A 21,646-nucleotide genomic window follows, 5' to 3' on the forward strand; every position below is an offset into this window, starting at 1 on the left:
TTAAATAAGATTAACCAAAGATCTGTAGAGATTACAAACTATTACCTATTTTTGCAGGGATAAAAAGCATAAGTGTCAAAATAAGTCAAAGATATTTTCTGTACTTCAAATTTATAAAAAATATATTTAAAAGGAGTATAAAATGAAAATTATACTTATGGATAAAGAAATTCCTGTAATAGAAGTAAATATAAATAGTTTATCTGGCCGTGTAAGGGAAATAACAAAAATATATAATGAAGAATATTTACCCTTACCAGTTAAATATCAAACTGATAAAGAATACGCATTAGAATCATGGATAAAGTCTCGAAGTATTTCAACCTCTCGACAAGATTTATCAATTTTATTAGAAGCTGCAAAGGTAGAAACTGCTAGTGCACTATCTCTTAAAAACTTAGGATTAAATTTATCTGATCAATATTGGTATAAACCTAAAGAAGCTGATATAACTTGGAAACAAGTTAATTTATTTGATAATAAATTTGATACCCAAAGTTTCTCATCTTCAGATGATATGATATCATCATATTCTCCTGATATGAGTTCTAATGGAGAACTTAGGAAATTTTGGACCATAAAAAATAATAAGCGCTATCTATATAAAGAAAGTACAGCTCCTTATTATCAGCAAGCCTATAATGAAGTTTTTGCATCGAAATTGCTAGCTGAGTTAAATATTCCTCATGTTACGTATAAATTAGATATTTTGAAAGATAAAGCATATAGTGTTTGCGAAACATTTATAGATCACGACACAGAATATGTTCCGGCGTTGTATATTCGGAATGCTTGTAAAAAAAACAACAATGAAAATGATTATAAACATTTTCTTCGTTGTATGAAAGTATTAAAAATACCCTGTAAAAGGGAATCTATTGACACAATGTTAGCATTCGATTATTTAATTAATAATAATGATAGACATTATGGTAATTTTGGTTTTATAAGAAATGCAGAAACATTAAAATTCATAGGCTTTGCACCTCTATTTGATCATGGTAATAGCCTATGGTATAAAGATATAACTAAAAACATGAAACTTAAAAGCCAGGAGGCAAAACCATTTAGAAGTTTACACGAAAATCAAATTAAGTTAATAGAAGAATCTACCATATCTGTAGAAGATATTACTGAAAAAGATATTACTGAAATTGCCCATGATGTTTTTGAAAAAAATTCACTTATTGATAATGAACGTATTAGGCGTATAATATATAATATTGATTTTCGAGCACAGCAGTTAAGGAAAATAATGACAAATTCATTTAGGCGGTAATATATTACTTTTTTAAAAAATTTTCGTTAAAAGAAGGTATAAACGTGAAGCAGATATATAATTTGGATTTAGCTAAGTATAAAATAAAAAAAGAACAAAATATTATACTCGCAAAAAAATACTTAGTTTCTTCTATATATAATACCGCAAAAATAGAAGGTTGTAATGTCACTTATCCAGACACGCAGACCATTCTTGCCGGAGCGGTAATAAATAATGTTTCCGTGGATGATATCCAAACGGTCTTAAATTTACGCGATGCTTACAGGTTCATGATTACCAGCATAAATACCCCTTTCTCACTAGAATATGTTTGCAAAATTAATAAATATGTTTCCCGCAACGAAAGTTTGCAATGGGGCATACTAAGAAGTGGTCATGTCGGTGTCGGTGGTACAGATTGGAAACCAGAAATTCCTGATAAAAAAAGCACGGAAGAAAATATTAAACGAATACTGGCATTAAATAATCCGATAGACAGAGCTTTAGAATATTTTTCGTATGCCGTGAAAAGCCAATTGTTTTGGGATGGGAATAAACGTACTTCCATAATAGCAGCAAATAAAATTTTAGTAAGCAATCAATGCGGTATACTGAATATCATGCAGGAAAACATAGCGGAATTTAATAAAACTTTGCTATATTATTATAATACCAACGATAACCATCCACTGCGAAGATGTCTTAAGCGTTCAATATATTCGGTAGATAAAGGATTTAACATGATTAATTATTATGCTGCGGAAACCGAATTATTTATAGAAACAGCAAATAAATTGATACGTGAGGGGGAAAATCCCCGTGATATAAAAGAAGTTTTCAAGAAGTTTGTCTTAGATGATAGACAAAATGAAGAAAAAAATAAGCTGCTGGAATCGCTTAAGGCATTTAGCAATGGCAGATAAAGCAGCAATAGTCAAGTTAACTAATATATTGGGTGAATTGTCAATATTTAGTCTTCAATATTTACATAATAAAAAAGACATCTACCTAAAATGATAGACGTCTTTCTATTTTTTCAGAAATGAAAAAGAAAGTGTCAATGTTTAAGATAATTCCTGCGTTTTAAATCTGTAATTGATTCTTCCATTGTTTGCATACCATTTCTATTTGACATATAATCTTGTAATTCAAACGCTCTACCTGTTCTGATAAGATGCAATAAAATCTCAAAAGCTGCATTGTATAGCTGCCTATTATATAGAAGAACCAGCAAGACAAGCTGTTAATAGGTATTTTTTATGGTGTTTATAAAAATGGTTTGATTTTTAGCAGCTATTAACTCACTAACCTTATCTTTTTGTTTTATAAGCTTGAACAGCTGAGTTACAGCGTTTATATCTTCACTTTTTACTGCAGGCAGACAGATGAGTTTGGCCATGTTTCCCTGTTTGTCCCATTTTACAGGCTGTTTTAGTCTGGCAAAGATAATAGCTGATTTATTTACGAAAGTTGGCAGTCCATGGGGGATAGCTACTTTGTTTCTAAAAAAAGTAGTATTCATATCTTCTCGTGCTAATACAGAATCTATATATTCAAATTTTACTAATTCATCATTAAAAAGAATTTTCCCCATAGTTTCAATAATTTCTTTTTTAGAAGAACACTCCATGTCAAGAAGAACAAATTCTCTTCTAACTAATGAATGAACTAATTTTTGGGGAAGTTCTTTTAGTAAATAATTTAAAAAGACTTTTTTGTCTTTAATAAAATTTTTATCATAAGGAATAAAGTTCATTCCTTCAATCTTAGGGTTTATGGTGCCGACAAGAGCCAGTATATTATACTGTTGGTTTAGGTTAGTTATTTTAAGTTTTACATTGTCATCCATAATGCCAATTGAAATTACTTTTACCCCAGCATAGCAGTCTGCCAATATGGTTTTTATTTTTAAAGCTACTCCTTGGCCTGTCAGGCACATTGTTATAAATGCCGGTGGTTTATTTGATTCTTTTACAGTAACTAGTGAATAGGTATGCTTGGAATTAATAATATCATAATAAATATCATTCAGTGATTCTTCTGAAGCATCAGCTTTGCGGACAGCTTCCAGTACAGATACTAAATCTACGCGGTCAATAGTTCTTGTTTCGATACCTATTCTGGTATGGATAATTTCTCCTATATTTACAAGTGAGCCCATATCGACAAAAAATAATATTCCTTTTTCCGCTGGCAAAGATTTTGCTAATTCGATCACTTGTTCAAAAATTTTTATAGGATTTACATCTAAAGGCATATCTATTGCTATAGGAAAATCGACATTTAACATTTGTTTTACTACATTTATGAGTTCAGATGCCACTTTTCCATGGGATATAGTAATAATTGCTATGCGGTCTTTTTTATCTTGAACTTTCAGTAATTCATGAATATATATGGCAATAAAACCTATTTCATCTTCAGGAATTTCAAGGGACTTTTTTTGTGCCAGCACCTGCGCTAACTTATTTCCTAATTGAAATTCTTCGGGAAAATTTTCTTTTATATATAGCAAGTTAGGGTTTATTATTTTTTGTTTAAACTGAATTCTCTTTACTGCTTCGCCTAAGTGTATGGCAAGATAAATTAATACTTTTTCGTTTATTTGCCAGTCAGGATGGCTGTTTTTTATAAAATTAATGAATTCTTTAATCAGCTCAATAATATTTTCATCCAGAAGATATTTTAACTCGTCAAGAGATGATTGCCTGCTCTTGGAATCAAGACGTATTTTATTGAAATAACTCAACAGAAAATTCCAAATAATTTTTTCTGTTTTATCTGTGGGAATATGTGACTTTTTTAATTCGTAATACTTATTTTCTATTGTTTCATAAATATCCTCTGGTAATGAATATTGGCTTTTGGCGATGACTAGCGAGTTTTGTGGTTTATCATTACTTGGCAGAAATAATATATCTTTGAAACGTATATTGTTTTGAGGAATATTTATGTCATAGAAAAATTTTTGATATAATACTTCATTGAACCCAATATAAATTTCTTCTCGTTTATTATTGATTTTATCTACATATGCGTTGGCACAAGTAACTTGTATTTCACTTTTTAACTGCCCAATATTTCCTGCGTACCTTTTAAAGACAAATGCCTGCATTATCTTTGCTTTGACTAAAATTTTAGAATTTATACGATTAGCTTCTTCTTGAAAAAAACTGTGAATCAAATCTGTTTTTTCATGTAAGGATCTTTCTTCCAGGGCGGGTAATTCTATAATCATAGGAATTCTTCTTCTAAATGTAAGCAAAAGAGAAGATTCTATGTTTTCGGTAGTAGCTCCGATAAAATATATATGGGCCTCTCTTTCTATGTTTACTTCGCCCATACGCCGAAATTTTCCCTTGTCTAAAATAGAAAAAAGCATTTCTTGTCCTTTAGGTGGAAGCCGATGTATTTCGTCAAGAAATAGCATACCGTTATTGGCGCGTTCGATCAATCCTTCAGTATCTTTATCCGCACCGGTAAAAGTTCCCTTTTTATAGCCATATAGTATTGATACCAGTAATTGTGGGTTATCGCTGTAATCGGCACAGTTCAATAATATGAACGGAGCTTCTTCCCTGAGCACTTTTTGCTTTATAGCATATTTATACATATATTCAGCAAACAATGTTTTTCCCGTACCGCTTTCACCTACGATCAGGGTAGGAAGCCCGAAAGGTGGATACAAAATAGCTGCCTGTCCCTGCTTTATATTTTTTAACAGACTGCCATTATGTCCGATAAGTTTAGAAAAAATATTATCATTATTATTGGTACTGTTAACAGTTTCAGAAATAGGAATTTCTTTTTTTTCGTTGCGTTCATGTTTCATAAGAGCAGCAATATATGTCCGTGAGGTAGTTATACCATCCTTGGCTAATAAGTTTATAATGGTGTTTATAGTTATATCAGGTTTTTTAGTTTTTATTTTTTTTACAGTAGCTTTGATTATTTCCTTTTTTCTTGTGCGTGAATTAGGAATATTTAAATTTTTTCTTATTCCGGTAACAGTTTCGCGTAAAATAGATAATTCTTTTGCTATTTGTTCATCGGTAAGCGGATTTTTTTTATTTTCATCATATATGAGTTTAGCTATTTTGTCTTTTGTGTTTTCTAGCATCATGCGCCTCCTCATCTATAATAATGTGAATTTTCTAATTATATAACATATCTGCTATTATTATTTTTAATAGTCGTTTAAATATGAAAATACTTTAAGAGAATATAAATCTATATTTTTCAAGGAATTTAGTTAATTTGTATTTATTACTACTATAGCTTAAAATTACATTTTAAGCTATAGTAAATATAAATATTTTATTAAAGTTTTTATAATAGACTGTTTATCCTGTAAGAAAAGACAAGGCAGTATAATTGGAAAATACTCCTTGTCTTTTAAGTAGGACAATTTTATTAGACTCAGCATACTAATGAGTGGACTATTATTAGTTTTGTGACTGTGTTTATCGTGGCAGTTAATATTTAATTCATAAATTAAATATTTCGGGAACTGTGGTTTTCAGCAATAATAGTCTTATGTTGATTTTAATTAATTGCGTAAGTTAAGCATGGGTTTATTTGCCAAATAACGTTTTAAATCTTCTATTCCTATTTCTACAGAGTTTCTCATCGTATCACATGAAGTTCCGGCTAAATGGGAAGTGAGTGTGATGTTATCAAGCTGTAAATAAGGATGGTCTTTTGGCAGTGGTTCAGCATCATATACATCAACGGCAGCACCACCAATATCCTTGCCTTTTAATGCGGCTACGAGTGCATCTGTATCAACTAGACCAGAACGGGCAGTGTTTATCAGGTAAGCTGTTTTTTTCATTTTTGCCAATTCATTTTTACTGATGAAATGATGTGTTTTTTCTGAAAGACGCAGATGAACACTTACAAAATCAGCTAACTGAAGCAGTTCGTCCAAATCAACAAAGGTTATATTTTTATCCTGGAATTTACTCTTATCAATAAATGGATCATATACAAGCACTTTACTGCCAAAGCCATTTAATCTTTCAGCAACTCTTTGTCCGATATAGCCAAAACCTATCAAACCAACAGTCATCATACGCATATCATGAATATATTCCTGATTTACATATTTTTTACACCATTTTCCGTCAAAAATAAGTTTATGGCTGCGGGCAATATTTTTATTTTCAGCAATCATCATGCCTACAGTAAAATCAGCTACGGCATTAGCACTGCGCCAGGGAGCATTTATTAATTTTATATTATGGTCAGTTAGAGCAGTAATATCAGCATTTTCATAGCCACCACGTAGTACAGCAGCTACTTTTAAATTATGGCAAGCGTCGATTATCTCCTTGTTAACAGAAGCAACATGAACAACTAATATATCTTTGTCAGCACAATTTTTGAGTAATTCCGGACAGGTAGGAGCAGCATCAATGCCATTATGTTCTATTAAAAGCATACGGTCAGTTATGGGACCCATAGCATACATTTCTTTGTCTTCGATAATAGTTACTTCTGCATTATATTTTTCTAATTCACGCATTTTTTCCATTAGCTCTCTGGTAATACCACCATCTGCTACACAAAGTATTTTTGTTTTAGACATTCTTATCTCTCCTAAGTATATAAATTTATCTTTTTTATCCAGAGAATATTTTAAGCTTTTTGTGAGGAACCAACTAAATCTATTTTTGCTCTGACGATATCCTTAAGCGCTGCAAGGGGCTTTTCATTAGCATTATAAGGCCATATTGCCAGATGCTCTGCTGTATTAAGTTCATCTTTCATTGTTCCATAGAAGGCGGTAAGCATTTCTGAAAAAATATTCAACTTGCATATGCCATTTTGTACAGATTTTTTTATCAATTCATCTGGTGTTCCTGAACCACCATGCATGACCATAGGAACAGTAGATATTTCATTTAATTCTTTTAAGCGGTCAAAATGTATTTTAGGTTTAGAAACGTATATTCCGTGTGCTGTGCCTACTGCTACTGCAATGCAGTCTACCTGCGTAGAATCTATAAAATATTTTAATTCATCAGGACGTGTCAAAGTATCTTCTGGATTGTCAAAAGTATCTTTTTGGGGCGCACCTATTTCACTGTTACCGACTATTCCATCACCAACATGGCCTAGTTCTGCTTCGACACTTACATTAAATTTATGGGCATAGTCAACAATATATTTAGTTTTCATAATGTTTTCTTCTAAAGAAAGCATTGAACCGTCAAACATGACTGAAGAGAATCCCGCATCTATACATTTCTTTATAAATTCGATATCAGTAGCATGATCAAGATGAATACAGACGGGAATAGACGATTTTTCGGCGATACCTTTTAAACTGTAAAGCAGATAATCAAATTTATCACCCTGGAGATCAAGACATAGACCCATTAAAATTACCGGAGAATTTTTTTCTTGGGCAACTTCTACTACGGCCAGCGCCATTTCAAGATTGCTTACATCGAATGCTCCAACAGCGTACTTGTCTTTACGGGCATTATTGAGCATTTCTGTTAAATTTACTAGTGACATATGTGTTCCTCCATTATTTATTTGCAGTAGTTTTGCATTCAGGCAGTAAATTATAAAATATACTGTTATACTTAAATTACTGCCTGTAAATTATTGTATTTGTAAGACATCTTTTAGGAAAATATTTTTTATCTGTTTTTCTGGCCTTAATTTGTAAAAAAAATTTACATTATTTGACTGTTTGAAATAATTGATAATGTTTTTTAAATAATTTAGATGATTATTTTCTCCTTTTAAAGCCAGCAAAAAAATGATTCCTACGTCTACTAATGATGTGTTGTTTCCCATTTCGTTAAATTTTACTAAATTTTCGCTTACTGCCACTATAACCGCTTCTGTCAGTACATTGTCCGGGTTAGAATGCGGCACGGCGATGCCTATTGGCTTGGTTGAAAGACCAGTTGGATAATTGTCTTCGCGGTCTAAAGTGGCAGCACAATAGTCTTTGTTAACATAGCCTTTTTTTAACAAATGATTAGATAGTTCAGTTATTACGTCTTCCTTAGTTTTTGCTTCTTTTAATATTACGGCATCATAAAGTATATCTTGGGATGTATTTTTATCGCCCATATTCCCCATCCTTTCATTTGTTTAAAATCCAAATATCCATGAAAATGCTTTATAGACTATTACTAATGCTGGAGTGCCAGTAGCATCCCAGGCCGATAATGCTCCTTTTGAAACATCGTACCCCAGAGAACCTGCAAGCTGTGTCATTGGACCAGCCATTAATGTAGCACCCCAGCAGAACAGGCAGATAATAATTGATAATATAATGATATTATGGAGAATATTGCCTTCGGTAATAGCGTTAACAGCGGCACTTTCCCACAAAACAATTATCAAACTTACTGATGCTATCATTTGATTACCAGGAAGCAGCACTGAAATAATCAATGCCAGCGGATACATAATCAAAGTAGTAGGGACAACAGCAGAATGACCAATGACTGTTGAACAGTCGAGAGCTATTCTAACATCATCGCGATGCATTTTACTGACCAGTATTTTTCGTGAGGCTTTAATGATAGGAAACCATCCTTCAACTAATATAGAAGCCATTCGGGGAAGTAAGAGAAACGCTGCCGACATTTTTACGCCTAATAAAAGTGATGCCATAATACCAACTTGGCTGAATAAGCCAATTAATATACCTAATACAGCTCCCATGACAGTGGTTTCACCCAGTACACCAAATTTTTCCTGTATGGTTTCAGCGTTAAAAGAAGCATCTTTAATAAGAGGTATTCGCTTTAGCAACCATTCAATAGGGATAGCAATACAAGCTTGGAAAGAAAAGTGTGTACCGTGCGGCCACGAGCCACCAGGAGGGAAATTATTGATTTTTTCGATATATGGGGCTGCTATATCAGCCGCTTTTACATCAATTATCAAAAATATTATTACTGCTAAAGTGGCTATCCAGAAGCTGCCGCTGGCTACACCGACAATACCGCCAAGAAGCATTGCCCTCCATGTATTGAATACATCAACATATAAAGTTTGTGTAAAACGAATTGAAACCAGTACAACATTTAATATTAGAAAAACTAGTACACCAAAGTATCCATAAGTATTACCAAATGCATAGCCAAGACAGCCCCAACCGATGTCGACAACACTTTTATTTATGCCATAAATTGAAACAATGTTAAGGATAGGTTTGACCATTGCCGTTTGAATTAGATTTACGATAAGGAATAATCCTGTTAATCCAATAGAAACTTTCAAAGCACCCAGAATCGCTTTTTTAAATTCTACACGTACAAGTAATGAAACAATAAGAATTATTCCGACTATTGTCACTGTTGAATCAAATCCGAAAAAAACAGATAAACCTTTTGTAATGGTACTTATAAAATCCATACTATCACCTCTTTTATACTAGTTAATTCTCCATAACTTTTCGTACATTAGCTATTATTTCATCCAGTGCTTTTTTAGCAGCATTTTCATCTAGCATTATGCCTAATGCTCTGATCATCGGTATAGGATAATCATTTTTCATTTCAACAGTTGTAACCAGTAGATCAATGTTACCTGTCGCCAAAGTTTCATCAACATCTGTTACCCGGCATAAATTGACAGAAACATTTTTGTTGAGACCCTCTTCTTTTACCCGATCTTCAATCTCCTCTCTTAAATAGTTTGATGTGCATATACCTGCGCCGCAACAACAAAGAATTTTTACTTTTTTCCCCATAATTAATTCATCCTTTCAAAATAAATTTATCTTTCTGTCTTTATATAAAGCAAGCTGCGTGCCAATTACAAAAAAAATGCTGCAATGCTTTGTTTTATAAATGTTTTATAAATATTTGACAATCTATGATGGTTTTTGTAATTACGTTTTGGGTATTTTTATTTTACAAAATATTCATTATTTGTTTTCCATTAAACAAATAGCAAAACAATAAAAAGATAATACTGCTTTATTATAACGATTATTCTATTAATAATGTTGTAATTTAATGTAATTTTGTTTATACTAAAAATAGTTCAGTATATATTTGGAAGCATTTACTTTATCTATATATTGTTGAACTATTTAAGTGGAATAAGTAAAATTTATTCAATAAAAATATGGAGGAAGATAAGACTTGTCACAAATAAAAATTCTAGCCGTAGGCGATTCATTTATTACACAACATATACCTGATGATGAAAAAATGACTGATCTAAGAAAATATTTTATGCAGCATGATGTCAGATTTACTAATTTTGAAGTTTTACTGCATAATTTTGAAGTGTATCCGGCACCGATTAGCGGTGGTACATGGGCATGTGCCAGACCTAATGTTTTAGAAGATTTAAAAAAAATGGGAATTAATGTTGTGGCCTGGGCTAATAATCATAATATTGATTGGAATATTGAGGGCATTTTAACTACCAAGAGACATTTAGATGCTAATTTAATAAATGCTGGAGTAGGAAAAAATTTAGCTGAAGCATCACAGCCCCGTTATATTGATACACAACAGGGTCGTTTGGCACTTATTGGTGTAACATCCACTATATCTGAATGGGGGATGGCCAGTGCACAAAGGCCTGATGTTCTTGGTCGTCCAGGTGCTAATGTTCTTAGGTATAAAGCTATACATAAAGTTTTACCGGAGGAGTTAAAACAATTAAAGACAATTATTGAGCAAACAGAGATTAATGCTAACAGAAGATTAAATGAAATGGAAGGATTTGCTAAGTCGGCAGAAAATGGATATTTTATTAATAATATTTGCATTGAAGCTGATTCAGTGCCAGGAACTATTACTAAAATGAACGAAAAAGATGCAGAAAGAATAGTACGGATGATAAATGAAGCTAAACGTCAAGCTGATAATGTAATAGTGAGCCATCATACACATGAACGAAAAGGTTTAAATAAACAATTACCAGCCGATTTTGCCTGTGATTTTGCCCATTTGTGTATTGACAATGGAGTTGATGCTTACTTAGGTCATGGACCACATATCTGGCGGGGAATTGAGATATATAATAAAAAGCCGATTTTTTATAGCTTGGGAAATTTTATATTTCAGAACGATTTAGTGGAAAAACAACCCACAGAGTTTTATGATTTATATGATCTTGGGGCAGAAAACACCGTTGCTGATGGTCTTGATATAAGGAGCGCTAAAGATACGAGAGGTCTTGCTGCTGATCGAAGGGTTTTCGAATCAGCTGCAGTGTCTTTTTCTATAGAAGATGGAAAGATTTCACAAATAGAACTAAAACCTTTATCATTGGGATTTAAAAATGGACGTGCCAGACGTGGACGTCCGGAATTTGCCAATGTTGTAGACGGTACTCGTATATTAGAGGAAATAGCAAAGCTATCAGCAGAATATGGAACGCAGATAAAAATAGATAATAATAAAGGGATTATTAACATATAGATGTGTGATATGCCCTAAGAATCAGAAAAATAAAAAAGCTATCATGTCTAGTTTTTTATAAATATATATTATGGGTAAAAGCTTTATTTGCTATGGGCAAGGCTATTACAGATAAATAATATATTTATTTAATAAACGATCATGACAGCTTTAACGTGTAATTATTTAGATTTATCTACTATAAACTTTTTGCCATATTTGTTATCATCATCAGATGGTTTTATATACCATAAGGTCAGGACAATATCTAATGCGGTACAGCAGATAATAATAAAATAATATAGTTTAGAAAATGATAGAAAAAAATTTATTTGCCAAAAGAGCACATATATAATGGTAGCAACTATATTTAAAACACCAGGTAAAACTATAAAAAGCAGTATCCACCAGCCACTTTTCCCAATGTCATGCAGCCGGCGTACAATAAGCGAGATAGACAAAATTATCAAGCCGATTATAAGTATTAAAATTATACCTACACCTACAACTGCTCCAATCAAATCAAAGTAAGATGGTAAATATTTCTGGTTAATAGCAATAATAATAGTAAGAAATATACCAGTAAAATATAAACTTAATATACTTAATGAAACACATATGCTTATCCAAATCTTACCAAGCCAGAATTCTGCTCTTGTAGCACGTCCAGAAAAAGTAAATTTCTTCTGCCACCATAACCTGCGAGCTTCACTAAATTTTAATTGATAATCATCATCTTTTTTTTCGCCATATTTATTGTCACTATCAGAAACTTTAATATAAAGAAAAAAGAGAATTAACCAGCCTACTATGGGAACAAGATAAAGCAGTTGGTACCAGCCTCTTCTATTAATATCATGTAGCCGCCGTGTTGTAATTGGAATCATTATTATAAGACAAAGTAATATTATTAATAACATAATTTGGATACCAGTAACTGATAGATTATTGATCTGAAAGCTGCAAACCATGCCTGCTATTTCAATTATAATGCCTATAAATGCTGCCGTGAGCCAAAATTCAGCTCTTGTTGCCCGGCCTGAGAACGTAAAAATTTTTGTAGAAAATAATGTTAGCGCTTCTGACAATGTAAGTTGATCCTTATTCATATACCGTTCTCCTTAACTAGTGATTAAATTTATATAGTTCATTCGATATCTGTTTTAATTATCCTGCAATTGTATACAAAATAAATTAAAATGTTGAAAGAGAAATAAAAAAAGATTGTATTTTCAATTTATTATGGATTTCTATTATATTAGTTATTTCTATAAGTACCTTAAAAAAATTATTTTATGTTTTTTTGGCAGAAAAACCTTCTATTAAGCTGATATCTTCTCCCTGGGTTTTTCTGAGTTGAATATTTTCTTTTCCCCATGTACACATTACATCAATAATTTTATTAGCAGTTTTTCCATATTCAGTTATAAAGTATTCAACTTTAGGAGGCATTTGCTGATAGTTTATTCGTCTTACTAGCCCATCTCTTTCTAATTCGCGCAGCTGTTGTATAAGAACTTTTTGTGATATGTCAGGAATAAGACGCTCCAAACTGCTAGTTCTCTTAGGACCAGTTATAAGCAGGCACACTATTAGGGCTTTCCATTTTCCTCCCAGAATTTCAAGAGTTGCCTCAATTCCTAGATGATATTGTTTCATAAAATTCCCCTTTCACTTATTATTATAATAGATTATTGCATTTATAGTAATACATACTTTCAAGTAAGCATGTACTGACTTTATTGTGTGTATTTACAACAAATGTTTTTGGGACAATAATATGGGGGTAGCTACTTCACAATATAAATTAGATACTTTGATGATATGGAAAGGATTAGTAAATTTTATGAAACCACTTATTATTTTGGCACATCCGGATATTAATAATTCAAATGTGAATAACAGATGGAAACAGGAATTAGAAAAATATTCTGATGAGATTATAACTCACGAACTTTATAAGGAATACCCCGATTGGAATATAAACGTAAGAAAGGAACAATATTTACTAGAACACAGTAATTGCATCATTTTGCAGTTCCCCATCTATTGGTATAGTTGTCCGCCATTATTGAAAAAATGGTTGGATGATGTTTTTACTCATGGTTGGGCCTATGGTTCAAAAGGAAATAAATTAAAAGGAAAGAAAATAGGTTTGGCTATTTCTATCGGTGATAAAGAAAAAAATTATATGCATACCGGTCATGTGGGATTTTCTATAGATGAAATCATTACACCATTTAAAGCTACTGTAAATCATATTGGTGCTACTATGTTACCTATTTTTTCTATTTTTAATGCATCTTTTCAAATCAGTCCCGAAGTTATTGAGCAAAGTGCCAGTAAATATATTGAGCATATTAGTACAGTAAGCCTTTAGTAGATTTATAGATAGTTTTATTGCTTAACCGCAAACTATCTATTTCCTTAAATAAACTTTATGGATAAATAAAGTTTTGAGGTTTGGACTTTCAAGCTATAATGATTTTTTCTAACAAATTTTATTTATATAGATACATTTTTTCTATATTACCTAATAATTTTTCTTTTACTTTTGTAACAATTATAAAAAAACTGCTTTGTATAAGGCGTTAAAGCCCGATACAAAGCAGTTTTCAAATTTGTACATGAAAATATTATCTTGTATTTACTTATTGTAAACAGGAAAGTTTTACATCATTCCTGGCATTCCGCCACCCATGCCGCCACCAGGCATTCCAGCAGGTGCTGGGGCATCTTTTTCAGGTTTATCAGCAACTAAGGTTTCTGTTGTGAGAACCATAGCAGCAATACTTGCAGCATTCTGTAAAGCAGAACGTGTGACTTTAGCTGGGTCAACGATACCAGCATCTACCATATCAGGGTATTCACCGGTTAGAGCATTAAAGCCTTTGCCTGTACCTGCTTTTTTTACTTTTTCTACAACTACAGAACCTTCAAGGCCTGCATTGTCAGCGATTTGGCGTACAGGTGCTTCAATAGCACGTCTTACAATATCTACACCAGTTTTTTCATCACCGGATACAGAGATTTTATCAAGAGCTGGTAATATATCAATGAAAGTTGTACCACCACCAGCTACAATACCTTCTTCAACAGCAGCACGGGTTGCATTCAATGCATCTTCAATGCGCAGTTTTTTATCTTTTAATTCAACTTCAGTTGCTGCACCAATTTCGATAACAGCTACGCCACCGGATAATTTAGCAAGACGTTCCTGTAATTTTTCTTTATCGAAGTCAGAAGTAGTTTCAGCAATTTGTTTTTTGATTTGTTCACAGCGGGCATTAATAGCAGCCTTGTCACCTGTGCCGTCAACTATAGTTGTTTCTTCTTTGGAAGAACGAACTTGACGGGCATGACCAAGATCTTCTAATTCGACACTGTCAAGTTTTCTGCCTAATTCTTCAGTTATGACATTACCACCGGTCAGAATAGCAATATCTTCAAGCATTGCCTTACGGCGATCACCAAAGCCAGGCGCTTTAACAGCAAGAGCTTTAAAAGTACCACGCAGCTTGTTTACAACGATAGTAGCTAAAGCTTCTCCATCAAGATCTTCAGCAAGAATAACAAGTTCCTTACCTTGCTTTACAACTTTTTCAAGAATAGGAAGGATATCACCAATAGCAGATATCTTGCGGTCAGTGATAAGAATATACGGATCATTCATTACAGCTTCCATTTTATCTGTATCTGTTACCATATATGGAGATATGTATCCACGATCAAACTGCATACCTTCTACAACAGAAAGATTTGTGGCCATTCCCTTAGATTCTTCAACAGTGATAACACCGTCTTTGCCGACCTTTTCCATTGCATCTGCAATGAGATTACCCATTTCCTTATCGCTGGAAGAAATAGTAGCAACCTGAGCAATAGCAGCTTTTCCTTCAACTTTGTGCGATTTGGCTTTTATTTCAGCAACTAAATTTTTAACGGCTTCTTCAATGCCTTTTTTTATAATCATTGGGTTTGCGCCGGCAGCAACATTGCGCATACCTTCGCGAATCATTGCCTGTGCTAATAAAGTAGCTGTTGTAGTACCATCACCAGCTACATCATTGGTTTTGGTAGCAACTTCCTTTACAAGCTGGGCACCCATGTTTTCAAAAGGATCTTCTAATTCAATTTCGCGAGCAATAGAAACACCATCGTTGGTAATAGTAGGTGCACCAAACTTTTTATCAAGAACAACATTTTTTCCTTTAGGTCCAAGGGTTACTTTTACAGCATCTGCCAATGCGTCAACACCTTTTCCTAAGGCGCGGCGGGCTTCTTCACCAAATAAAATCTGTTTAGCCATTATTAATAAAACCTCCTGAATTTATATTGAAACAGCCGTTAGTTAAGCTATTGCAAGAATGTCGCTTTCGCGAACGATTAAGTAATTCATACCATCGACTTTTATTTCAGTTCCAGCGTATTTTGAGAAAATAATTTTATCTCCTACTTTTACTTCTGGAGCAACTTTTTGTCCGTTATCGAAAACTTTACCGCTGCCAACAGCTACCACTTCACCTTCTTGTGGTTTTTCCTTAGCTGTATCTGGCAGTACGATACCGCTAGCGGTTTTTGCGTCTCCTTCAGAAACTTTAATTACAATTCTGTCGCCTAAGGGCTTAATCATTGTACGTTCCTCCCTATAAAATTAAATTGCGTTATTATTTTTGTTAGCACTCACATTGACTGAGTGCTAACTACATTTCTTATAATAAATAACTTTGAGAAAAAAATCAAGTAGTTTTAGAAAAAAAGTAAAAATTATTTTACAAAATGAATTGCCTGATAATCTTTTTATGGTGTGCTATGGTTGAAATTTAAAAAGCTGTTTGTTATAATTTCTACATAACAAACGATTGGATGAAAAATTATTTTATTATTTTTATCTTAATGGAAGATGACAAATATTATATGAACATACCTTTTAATTTTTCCATCAAGACTAAATACATAATTAGTATTTATTAGCTGAATGGTAATTACTATGCATACTATGCATAATAGTTCTGTTAGTGTTAACTATAAAATATAGGTATTCATATTGAAGTTTTGACAGGGGGTGTTTTGGCACGCCCTATATTTGTTATGAAGGAGTAATTATGGGAATAAAATTGTTTGCTACTGATTTGGATGGGACTTTATTAAATAGTGATGATAAAATTTCTAAACGAAATGCTGATGCGGTGCATGCTGCTATTGCTGCGGGAATAATTGTTACTTTTGCTACTGGCAGAATGTATTGTTCTGCCGTTAAATATGCTGAGAAAATCAATATGGATGTGCCGCTTGTGACTTATAATGGTGCGCTTATTAAATCTACGGCGGGAAAAGTGTATAATGAAGAATATATTTCCGAGGATGTTGTCAAAGCATTTGTTGATTACTGCGCACATAAACAATGGTATCTGCAGGTAAATAGTAATGATAAACTTTATTTTCCCACATATTTACAAAGATCAGCTGATTACGAAAAAAGTACGGGCATAAAGGGGGAAACAGTTGGCTGGCATGGATTAAGTGAAAAAACAGCAAATGTTGCTAAAATGTTGTTTGTTACAGATGCTTATGCACAGAAGGATATGAGGGAAAAATTAGAAGCCGAAAATGGTATGATTTGTGAGATGACACACAGATTTGCAGGAAAGGTGACACTTGTCAGATCGAAAAAAGGACTTATAGAAGTCACTAGCCCGATGGTTAGCAAAGCTAACGCTCTGCGCTTTTTAGCAAAACATTTTGGTTTTGGTATGGACGAAGTGATGGCTATAGGTGATGGTAATAATGATTTGCCTATGCTTGAGACAGCAGGAAAAAGCGCAGCAATGGGAAATGCTGCGGCCAATATTAAAGCAGCATGTGATTATGTTGTGGATACAAATGATAATGATGGTGTAGCTGAGGCTTTATATAAATATGTACTATTATAATGATGTGAGGTTTTATTAAAATTATTTTAATATGAAATGGATGTGGGAAAATGAAGGAAAAAGATAAATTTCGTCTTGTTATTGTCACCGGCATGTCCGGCAGTGGAAAAACTCAGGCTTGTCGTAATTTGGAGGACCTAGGATATTTTTGTGTAGATAATCTTCCACCTGTGTTTATTCCTAAATTTGCTGAGCTTTGCATTCATTCGGCAGGACATGTGAGCAAAGTCGTGCTTGTTGTAGATACAAGAAGCCGTGAGTTTTTTGATACATTTGTCCATATACTGAAACAAATGGATGAGGAAAATAAACCATTTGAACTGTTATTTATGGAGGCTGCAGATGAAGTTATCATAAGAAGGTATAAAGAAACAAGACGCCGTCATCCTATGGCCCCAAATTCACGTATAAGTGAGGGAATCAGTAAAGAACGAGAACGGTTAGCCAGGGTACGCAATAAAGCTACTTATATAATAGATACATCGGCTTTGCAAAAAAGTGAACTAAAACAAAAAATAGTTCGTTTATTCGGTGAAATCTGTGGCGATCAAATGAATATAAATATTCTTTCCTTCGGTTTTAAGTTTGGAATGCCGCTGGATGCAGATATGGTACTTGATGTGAGATTTTTGCCTAATCCCTTTTATATAGAAAAAATGCGGCATAAAAGTGGTGCGGTACCGGAAGTAGCAGAATATATTGCCAAATGGCCTGTCACACAACAGTTTATAGAAAAACTGGATGAACTTATTAATTTTTTAATTCCACAATACATAAAAGAAGGAAAGAGTCAGCTGGTTATTGCTATTGGCTGTACTGGCGGGATGCATAGATCCGTTTTTATTGCCAGACACTTATTTAATTTATTAAAAAATCGCGGATATCTGGCAAATTTAGAACATCGTGATTTAATGAAAAATGATGTTCATGAACATCTTCAATAGTATTATTTGGGGGAAATGCATATATGCATCTTTTAAAATGGTTATATCCAGGCATGCGATTTAAGCGCTGGCTTTTTTTGTTTGCGATCGGTGTGCTTTTGATAAGCATAGGTTTAACTATTGTTTTTAATTATAAATATATTGACGGGATAGAAGAATTTATTTTTCGTATTGCGTATACGACTACAGGAACATATAATTATACGATAACAAATGTTGTTGGTATTTTGATTTCACTTGTTGGTTTAGTTATAATGCTGATAGCTATGCGAATGACTATAAGGTCAATTATTACTGTATTGCTACCGGATAATTCCGATAAGCTTGTCGATTTAATATATGAAAAGCGTAAGCTTGATAAAGGTCCGGCTATTACAGTTATCGGCGGAGGAACTGGTTTATCTGTATTGCTACGTGGGCTGAAAGAAGTAACTAATAATGTAACGGCTGTGGTCACCGTAGCAGATGATGGCGGATCCTCCGGCAGACTACGCAATGAATTTGGCATAATTCCTCCGGGTGACTTACGTAATTGTCTTGTAGCTCTAGCAGATACAGAACCGCTTATGGAAAAATTATTTCAATATCGGTTTGAAGGGGATAGTGAACTAGCCGGTCACAGCTTTGGCAATTTATTTATAGCAGCAATGACACAGGTAACTGGAGATGTTGAAAAAGCCTTAATGGAATCAAGTAAAGTTTTGGCAGTCAGGGGGAAAGTTTTTCCGGCAAGCACTGCTAAGATAAGATTGGGAGCCACAATGACCGATGGAACTGTTGTTGAAGGAGAATCCCAGATACCATTGGTACATAAAAGAATAAAGCGGGTTCATATTTCACCAAGCAAGGTGGAACCAGTACCTTCAGCAATAAATGCAATAAAAAAAGCAGATGCGATAATTTTAGGACCAGGCAGTTTATATACCAGTATCATGCCTAATTTTCTAGTTGATAAAGTAGCTGAAACTGTAAAAAAAAGTAAAGCTATAAAAATATATATATGCAATGTGATGACACAGCCGGGAGAAACTGATAAATATACAGTTTCTATGCATGTCAGAGCAATCATGGAACATGCGGGTATAGGCAGTGTTGATTATGTGCTGGTAAATGATAAACCCATATCCGCTTCTTTGCAAGATTTTTATGCGCAAAAAGGACAATATCCTGTTGTGATAGATGAAGAAGCTATCCATGATTTGGGAGTTGGCTTTGTCAAAGCAGATCTTGTGAACGAAACTAATGTTATTCATCATGACCCAGAAAAACTTGCCCATAATATTATGCAAATGGTATATGGATTAAAGACAGACAATAAATGGCAGCGGAAAAATGACATTAGGAGGTGAAAATAATGCCTTCTTTTTCTGCAGAAGTTAAAAATGAATTAGCACATTTTAATGAAACAAATATTTGCTGTATACGTGCGGAATTATCTGCTCTGCTGCGTATGGGAGCATCATTTGTTTTGAATACTAAACATCACATGGGAGTAAATTTTACAACAGAAAATGCTGCTGTAGGAAGACGTGTCCTGGCTTTTATAAAGGGACTTTGTATTGGAGAGATAAGAACAGAGCTTGTAGTTATGCGGTCACGACGTTTACAAAAAAATAACCATTATACTATAAGAGTGATGCCTTCAAAGGTAACAAATAAATTACTTGAAGAATTAGGATTTATTAATGGTGATGGATCAGGTTTTAATATGGGTAAAGATAGTGCCCTGCTAAGCAAATACTGTTGCAAAGAGGCTTATTTGCGCGGAGCTTTTTTAGGAGGAGGATCTGTTAACCGGCCTGATGCTGGGTATCATTTAGAATTTTCGACTAGTAATTATGAATTTTCCCGACAGATGCTGAATTTGCTTAATCAGTTTGGTTTTCCTATAGGAACAACAACGCGTAAAGATAACTATGTACTTTATTTAAAGGAAAGTGAAGCTATTATAAGTTTTTTACGAATGATCGGTGCAGAACAAGTATTGGAAGAATTTGAAAGCACTCGCAATCTGAAAGAAGTACGAAATCAGGTCAATCGTTTGGTTAATTGTGAAACAGCTAATTTGCAAAAAACAGTAAATGCAGCACTGCGTCAGGTCAAAAATATGACACTGCTGCTAAAAAATATTAATATTAGTGATTTACCAGTTGTATTACAGGAAACGGCCAAAGCAAGAATAGATTACCCTGATGCTTCTCTTAGTGAACTAGCACAAATTCTAGGGGTAGGAAAATCAGGTGTAAATCATAGACTGCGAAAGTTAGAGATGATGGCACTTCAATTGAAAGAGTGTGAAAAAAAGTGAAATATGTAAAGCTTATTATCTTAACTGTTATTGTTTTGGTTCTGGTTTTATGTGGTATATATTTTTATCAAAAAAATACTAATGGAGTTTTAATATTGGAATATCATAAGGTCAATGATATTGACAATGATGAATATACTATATCGACGAAAATGTTTGATAAACAACTGGATTATTTATCAGCTCATGGGTATAAAACTATCTCATTGATGGATTTTGTGCGAGCCAAAAAATATGGCGAAAAATTACCGTCAAAAGCTGTTATTCTGACATTTGATGATGGATATGAAGATAATTACACAAATGTAATGCCAATCTTAAAAAAACATCATATGAAAGAGACAGTATTTATTATTGCCAATTATGTAGGAAAAAAAGGATACCTAACATGGAATCAGCTAAAAGAAATGCAAAATACCAATTTTGAACTGGGTAGTCATACAGCAAATCATATACCATTAACCACTTTGTCACCAAGTAAAATTAATAGTGAAATAAATTTATCAAAATTATTGATGGAGTGGAGGGGATTAAAAACAATATATTTCTTTTCCTATCCTAATGGAGCTTATAACAGCACCGCGTTAAAAGATCTTAAAAAATATGGCTATCTGGCAGCTGTGACAGGAAATTTTGGGCTTAATACGTTTTCAACAAATCCATATCTTTTGCAGAGAACTTATATTCCAAGATCACGCTGGGGAATCTTTGATTTTAAGCTGCGTATTTTAAAAAGCAGGTTATGCAGCAGTTTCAATATAAATCAGCATAGACAATAAATTATTATAAGATACTGCTGACTA

The 21,646-nt window shown here is 33.3% G+C and carries 19 protein-coding genes; 9 read left to right on the forward strand and 10 right to left on the reverse strand.

The genetic code is table 11. The features are described from left to right. Positions 1-142 precede the first annotated feature (142 nt). Positions 143-1,279, forward strand: a complete 1,137-nt coding sequence (locus I6760_RS11240; RefSeq protein WP_196594500.1) for a HipA domain-containing protein — start codon at positions 143-145, stop codon at positions 1,277-1,279. A 44-nt stretch (positions 1,280-1,323) separates the two neighbouring features. Next, on the forward strand, positions 1,324-2,184 hold the full coding sequence (locus I6760_RS11245; protein ID WP_196594501.1) for a Fic family protein: 861 nt from the start codon (positions 1,324-1,326) through the stop codon (positions 2,182-2,184). Between the two features lie 320 nt (positions 2,185-2,504). Here I6760_RS11245 and I6760_RS11250 read toward each other — a convergent pair whose 3' ends face one another. The 6 genes from I6760_RS11250 to I6760_RS11275 all read right to left on the reverse strand — a co-directional run bounded on the left by I6760_RS11250 (position 2,505) and on the right by I6760_RS11275 (position 9,989). Beyond that, positions 2,505-5,384, reverse strand: a complete 2,880-nt coding sequence (locus I6760_RS11250) for a sigma 54-interacting transcriptional regulator (RefSeq protein ID WP_231036254.1) — start codon at positions 5,382-5,384, stop codon at positions 2,505-2,507. Positions 5,385-5,810: 426 nt separating this feature from the next. Next, a complete protein-coding gene (locus I6760_RS11255) occupies positions 5,811-6,851 on the reverse strand; it encodes a 2-hydroxyacid dehydrogenase (protein WP_196594502.1) in 1,041 nt (346 codons plus the stop codon). Between the two features lie 50 nt (positions 6,852-6,901). After that, a complete protein-coding gene (locus tag I6760_RS11260) occupies positions 6,902-7,786 on the reverse strand; it encodes a class II fructose-bisphosphate aldolase (RefSeq protein ID WP_196594503.1) in 885 nt (294 codons plus the stop codon). A gap of 90 nt (positions 7,787-7,876) precedes the next feature. Beyond that, on the reverse strand, positions 7,877-8,356 hold the full coding sequence (locus tag I6760_RS11265) for a PTS sugar transporter subunit IIA (protein ID WP_196594504.1): 480 nt from the start codon (positions 8,354-8,356) through the stop codon (positions 7,877-7,879). A gap of 21 nt (positions 8,357-8,377) precedes the next feature. Continuing rightward, positions 8,378-9,652 (reverse strand): PTS transporter subunit IIC, encoded by a 1,275-nt coding sequence (locus I6760_RS11270; protein WP_196594505.1) that lies wholly within the window; start codon positions 9,650-9,652, stop codon positions 8,378-8,380. A gap of 22 nt (positions 9,653-9,674) precedes the next feature. Then, positions 9,675-9,989 carry a PTS sugar transporter subunit IIB gene (locus tag I6760_RS11275; RefSeq protein ID WP_196594506.1) on the reverse strand — a complete coding sequence of 105 codons (315 nt, stop codon included), beginning with the start codon at positions 9,987-9,989 and terminating at the stop codon, positions 9,675-9,677. Between the two features lie 397 nt (positions 9,990-10,386). Here I6760_RS11275 and I6760_RS11280 point away from each other — a divergent pair, with 397 nt between their 5' ends. Continuing rightward, on the forward strand, positions 10,387-11,679 hold the full coding sequence (locus tag I6760_RS11280; RefSeq protein WP_196594507.1) for a CapA family protein: 1,293 nt from the start codon (positions 10,387-10,389) through the stop codon (positions 11,677-11,679). A gap of 161 nt (positions 11,680-11,840) precedes the next feature. Here I6760_RS11280 and I6760_RS11285 read toward each other — a convergent pair whose 3' ends face one another. Together I6760_RS11285 and I6760_RS11290 are read right to left on the reverse strand one after the other, a co-directional pair. After that, positions 11,841-12,767, reverse strand: coding sequence for a DUF805 domain-containing protein (locus tag I6760_RS11285; protein WP_196594508.1), 927 nt, complete (start codon positions 12,765-12,767; stop codon positions 11,841-11,843). Between the two features lie 184 nt (positions 12,768-12,951). Next, the gene (locus I6760_RS11290) at positions 12,952-13,317 is read right to left on the reverse strand and encodes a winged helix-turn-helix transcriptional regulator (protein ID WP_196594509.1); all 366 of its coding nucleotides are present in this window, start codon (positions 13,315-13,317) and stop codon (positions 12,952-12,954) included. A gap of 160 nt (positions 13,318-13,477) precedes the next feature. On the opposite strand from I6760_RS11290, the gene I6760_RS11295 reads away from it, so the two are divergent. After that, positions 13,478-14,038 carry an NAD(P)H-dependent oxidoreductase gene (locus I6760_RS11295; RefSeq protein WP_231036555.1) on the forward strand — a complete coding sequence of 187 codons (561 nt, stop codon included), beginning with the start codon at positions 13,478-13,480 and terminating at the stop codon, positions 14,036-14,038. A gap of 291 nt (positions 14,039-14,329) precedes the next feature. Here the strand turns inward: I6760_RS11295 and groL are convergent, their stop codons facing one another. Both groL and groES read right to left on the reverse strand, forming a co-directional pair. Further along, positions 14,330-15,967 (reverse strand): chaperonin GroEL, encoded by a 1,638-nt coding sequence (gene groL, locus I6760_RS11300; RefSeq protein WP_196594510.1) that lies wholly within the window; start codon positions 15,965-15,967, stop codon positions 14,330-14,332. A gap of 42 nt (positions 15,968-16,009) precedes the next feature. Further along, on the reverse strand, positions 16,010-16,291 hold the full coding sequence (groES, locus tag I6760_RS11305; protein ID WP_196594511.1) for a co-chaperone GroES: 282 nt from the start codon (positions 16,289-16,291) through the stop codon (positions 16,010-16,012). Between the two features lie 472 nt (positions 16,292-16,763). Here groES and I6760_RS11310 point away from each other — a divergent pair, with 472 nt between their 5' ends. The 5 genes from I6760_RS11310 (at position 16,764) to I6760_RS11330 (ending at position 21,622) form a co-directional block, all read left to right on the forward strand. Next, complete coding sequence (locus I6760_RS11310; protein WP_196594512.1) at positions 16,764-17,591, forward strand: Cof-type HAD-IIB family hydrolase; 828 nt, start codon at positions 16,764-16,766, stop codon at positions 17,589-17,591. Positions 17,592-17,641: 50 nt separating this feature from the next. Further along, positions 17,642-18,535 (forward strand): RNase adapter RapZ, encoded by an 894-nt coding sequence (gene rapZ / locus I6760_RS11315; RefSeq protein WP_196594513.1) that lies wholly within the window; start codon positions 17,642-17,644, stop codon positions 18,533-18,535. Between the two features lie 23 nt (positions 18,536-18,558). Beyond that, positions 18,559-19,884: a gluconeogenesis factor YvcK family protein gene (locus I6760_RS11320; RefSeq protein ID WP_196594514.1), complete on the forward strand. Its 1,326-nt coding sequence runs from the start codon at positions 18,559-18,561 to the stop codon at positions 19,882-19,884. A gap of 5 nt (positions 19,885-19,889) precedes the next feature. Beyond that, the gene (gene whiA, locus I6760_RS11325) at positions 19,890-20,843 is read left to right on the forward strand and encodes a DNA-binding protein WhiA (protein ID WP_196594515.1); all 954 of its coding nucleotides are present in this window, start codon (positions 19,890-19,892) and stop codon (positions 20,841-20,843) included. Between the two features lie 95 nt (positions 20,844-20,938). Continuing rightward, entirely contained in the window at positions 20,939-21,622 is a 684-nt protein-coding gene (locus I6760_RS11330; protein ID WP_231036255.1) for a polysaccharide deacetylase family protein, read from the forward strand. Positions 21,623-21,646: the final 24 nt, after the last annotated feature.

The organism is Pectinatus sottacetonis (assembly GCF_015732155.1).
GTDB classification, from domain to species: Bacteria; Bacillota; Negativicutes; order Selenomonadales; family Selenomonadaceae; genus Pectinatus; species Pectinatus sottacetonis.

Coding starts and splice junctions, on each gene's coding strand:
- I6760_RS11240 (WP_196594500.1), top strand. CDS start 143: ATGAAAATTATACTTATGGATAAAGAAATTCCTGTAATAGAAGTAAAT.
- I6760_RS11250 (WP_231036254.1), bottom strand. CDS start 5,384: ATGATGCTAGAAAACACAAAAGACAAAATAGCTAAACTCATATATGAT.
- I6760_RS11255 (WP_196594502.1), bottom strand. CDS start 6,851: ATGTCTAAAACAAAAATACTTTGTGTAGCAGATGGTGGTATTACCAGA.
- I6760_RS11260 (WP_196594503.1), bottom strand. CDS start 7,786: ATGTCACTAGTAAATTTAACAGAAATGCTCAATAATGCCCGTAAAGAC.
- I6760_RS11265 (WP_196594504.1), bottom strand. CDS start 8,356: ATGGGCGATAAAAATACATCCCAAGATATACTTTATGATGCCGTAATA.
- I6760_RS11270 (WP_196594505.1), bottom strand. CDS start 9,652: ATGGATTTTATAAGTACCATTACAAAAGGTTTATCTGTTTTTTTCGGA.
- I6760_RS11275 (WP_196594506.1), bottom strand. CDS start 9,989: ATGGGGAAAAAAGTAAAAATTCTTTGTTGTTGCGGCGCAGGTATATGC.
- I6760_RS11285 (WP_196594508.1), bottom strand. CDS start 12,767: ATGAATAAGGATCAACTTACATTGTCAGAAGCGCTAACATTATTTTCT.
- I6760_RS11290 (WP_196594509.1), bottom strand. CDS start 13,317: ATGAAACAATATCATCTAGGAATTGAGGCAACTCTTGAAATTCTGGGA.
- I6760_RS11295 (WP_231036555.1), top strand. CDS start 13,478: ATGATATGGAAAGGATTAGTAAATTTTATGAAACCACTTATTATTTTG.
- groL (WP_196594510.1), bottom strand. CDS start 15,967: ATGGCTAAACAGATTTTATTTGGTGAAGAAGCCCGCCGCGCCTTAGGA.
- groES (WP_196594511.1), bottom strand. CDS start 16,291: ATGATTAAGCCCTTAGGCGACAGAATTGTAATTAAAGTTTCTGAAGGA.
- I6760_RS11310 (WP_196594512.1), top strand. CDS start 16,764: ATGGGAATAAAATTGTTTGCTACTGATTTGGATGGGACTTTATTAAAT.
- rapZ (WP_196594513.1), top strand. CDS start 17,642: ATGAAGGAAAAAGATAAATTTCGTCTTGTTATTGTCACCGGCATGTCC.
- I6760_RS11320 (WP_196594514.1), top strand. CDS start 18,559: ATGCATCTTTTAAAATGGTTATATCCAGGCATGCGATTTAAGCGCTGG.
- whiA (WP_196594515.1), top strand. CDS start 19,890: ATGCCTTCTTTTTCTGCAGAAGTTAAAAATGAATTAGCACATTTTAAT.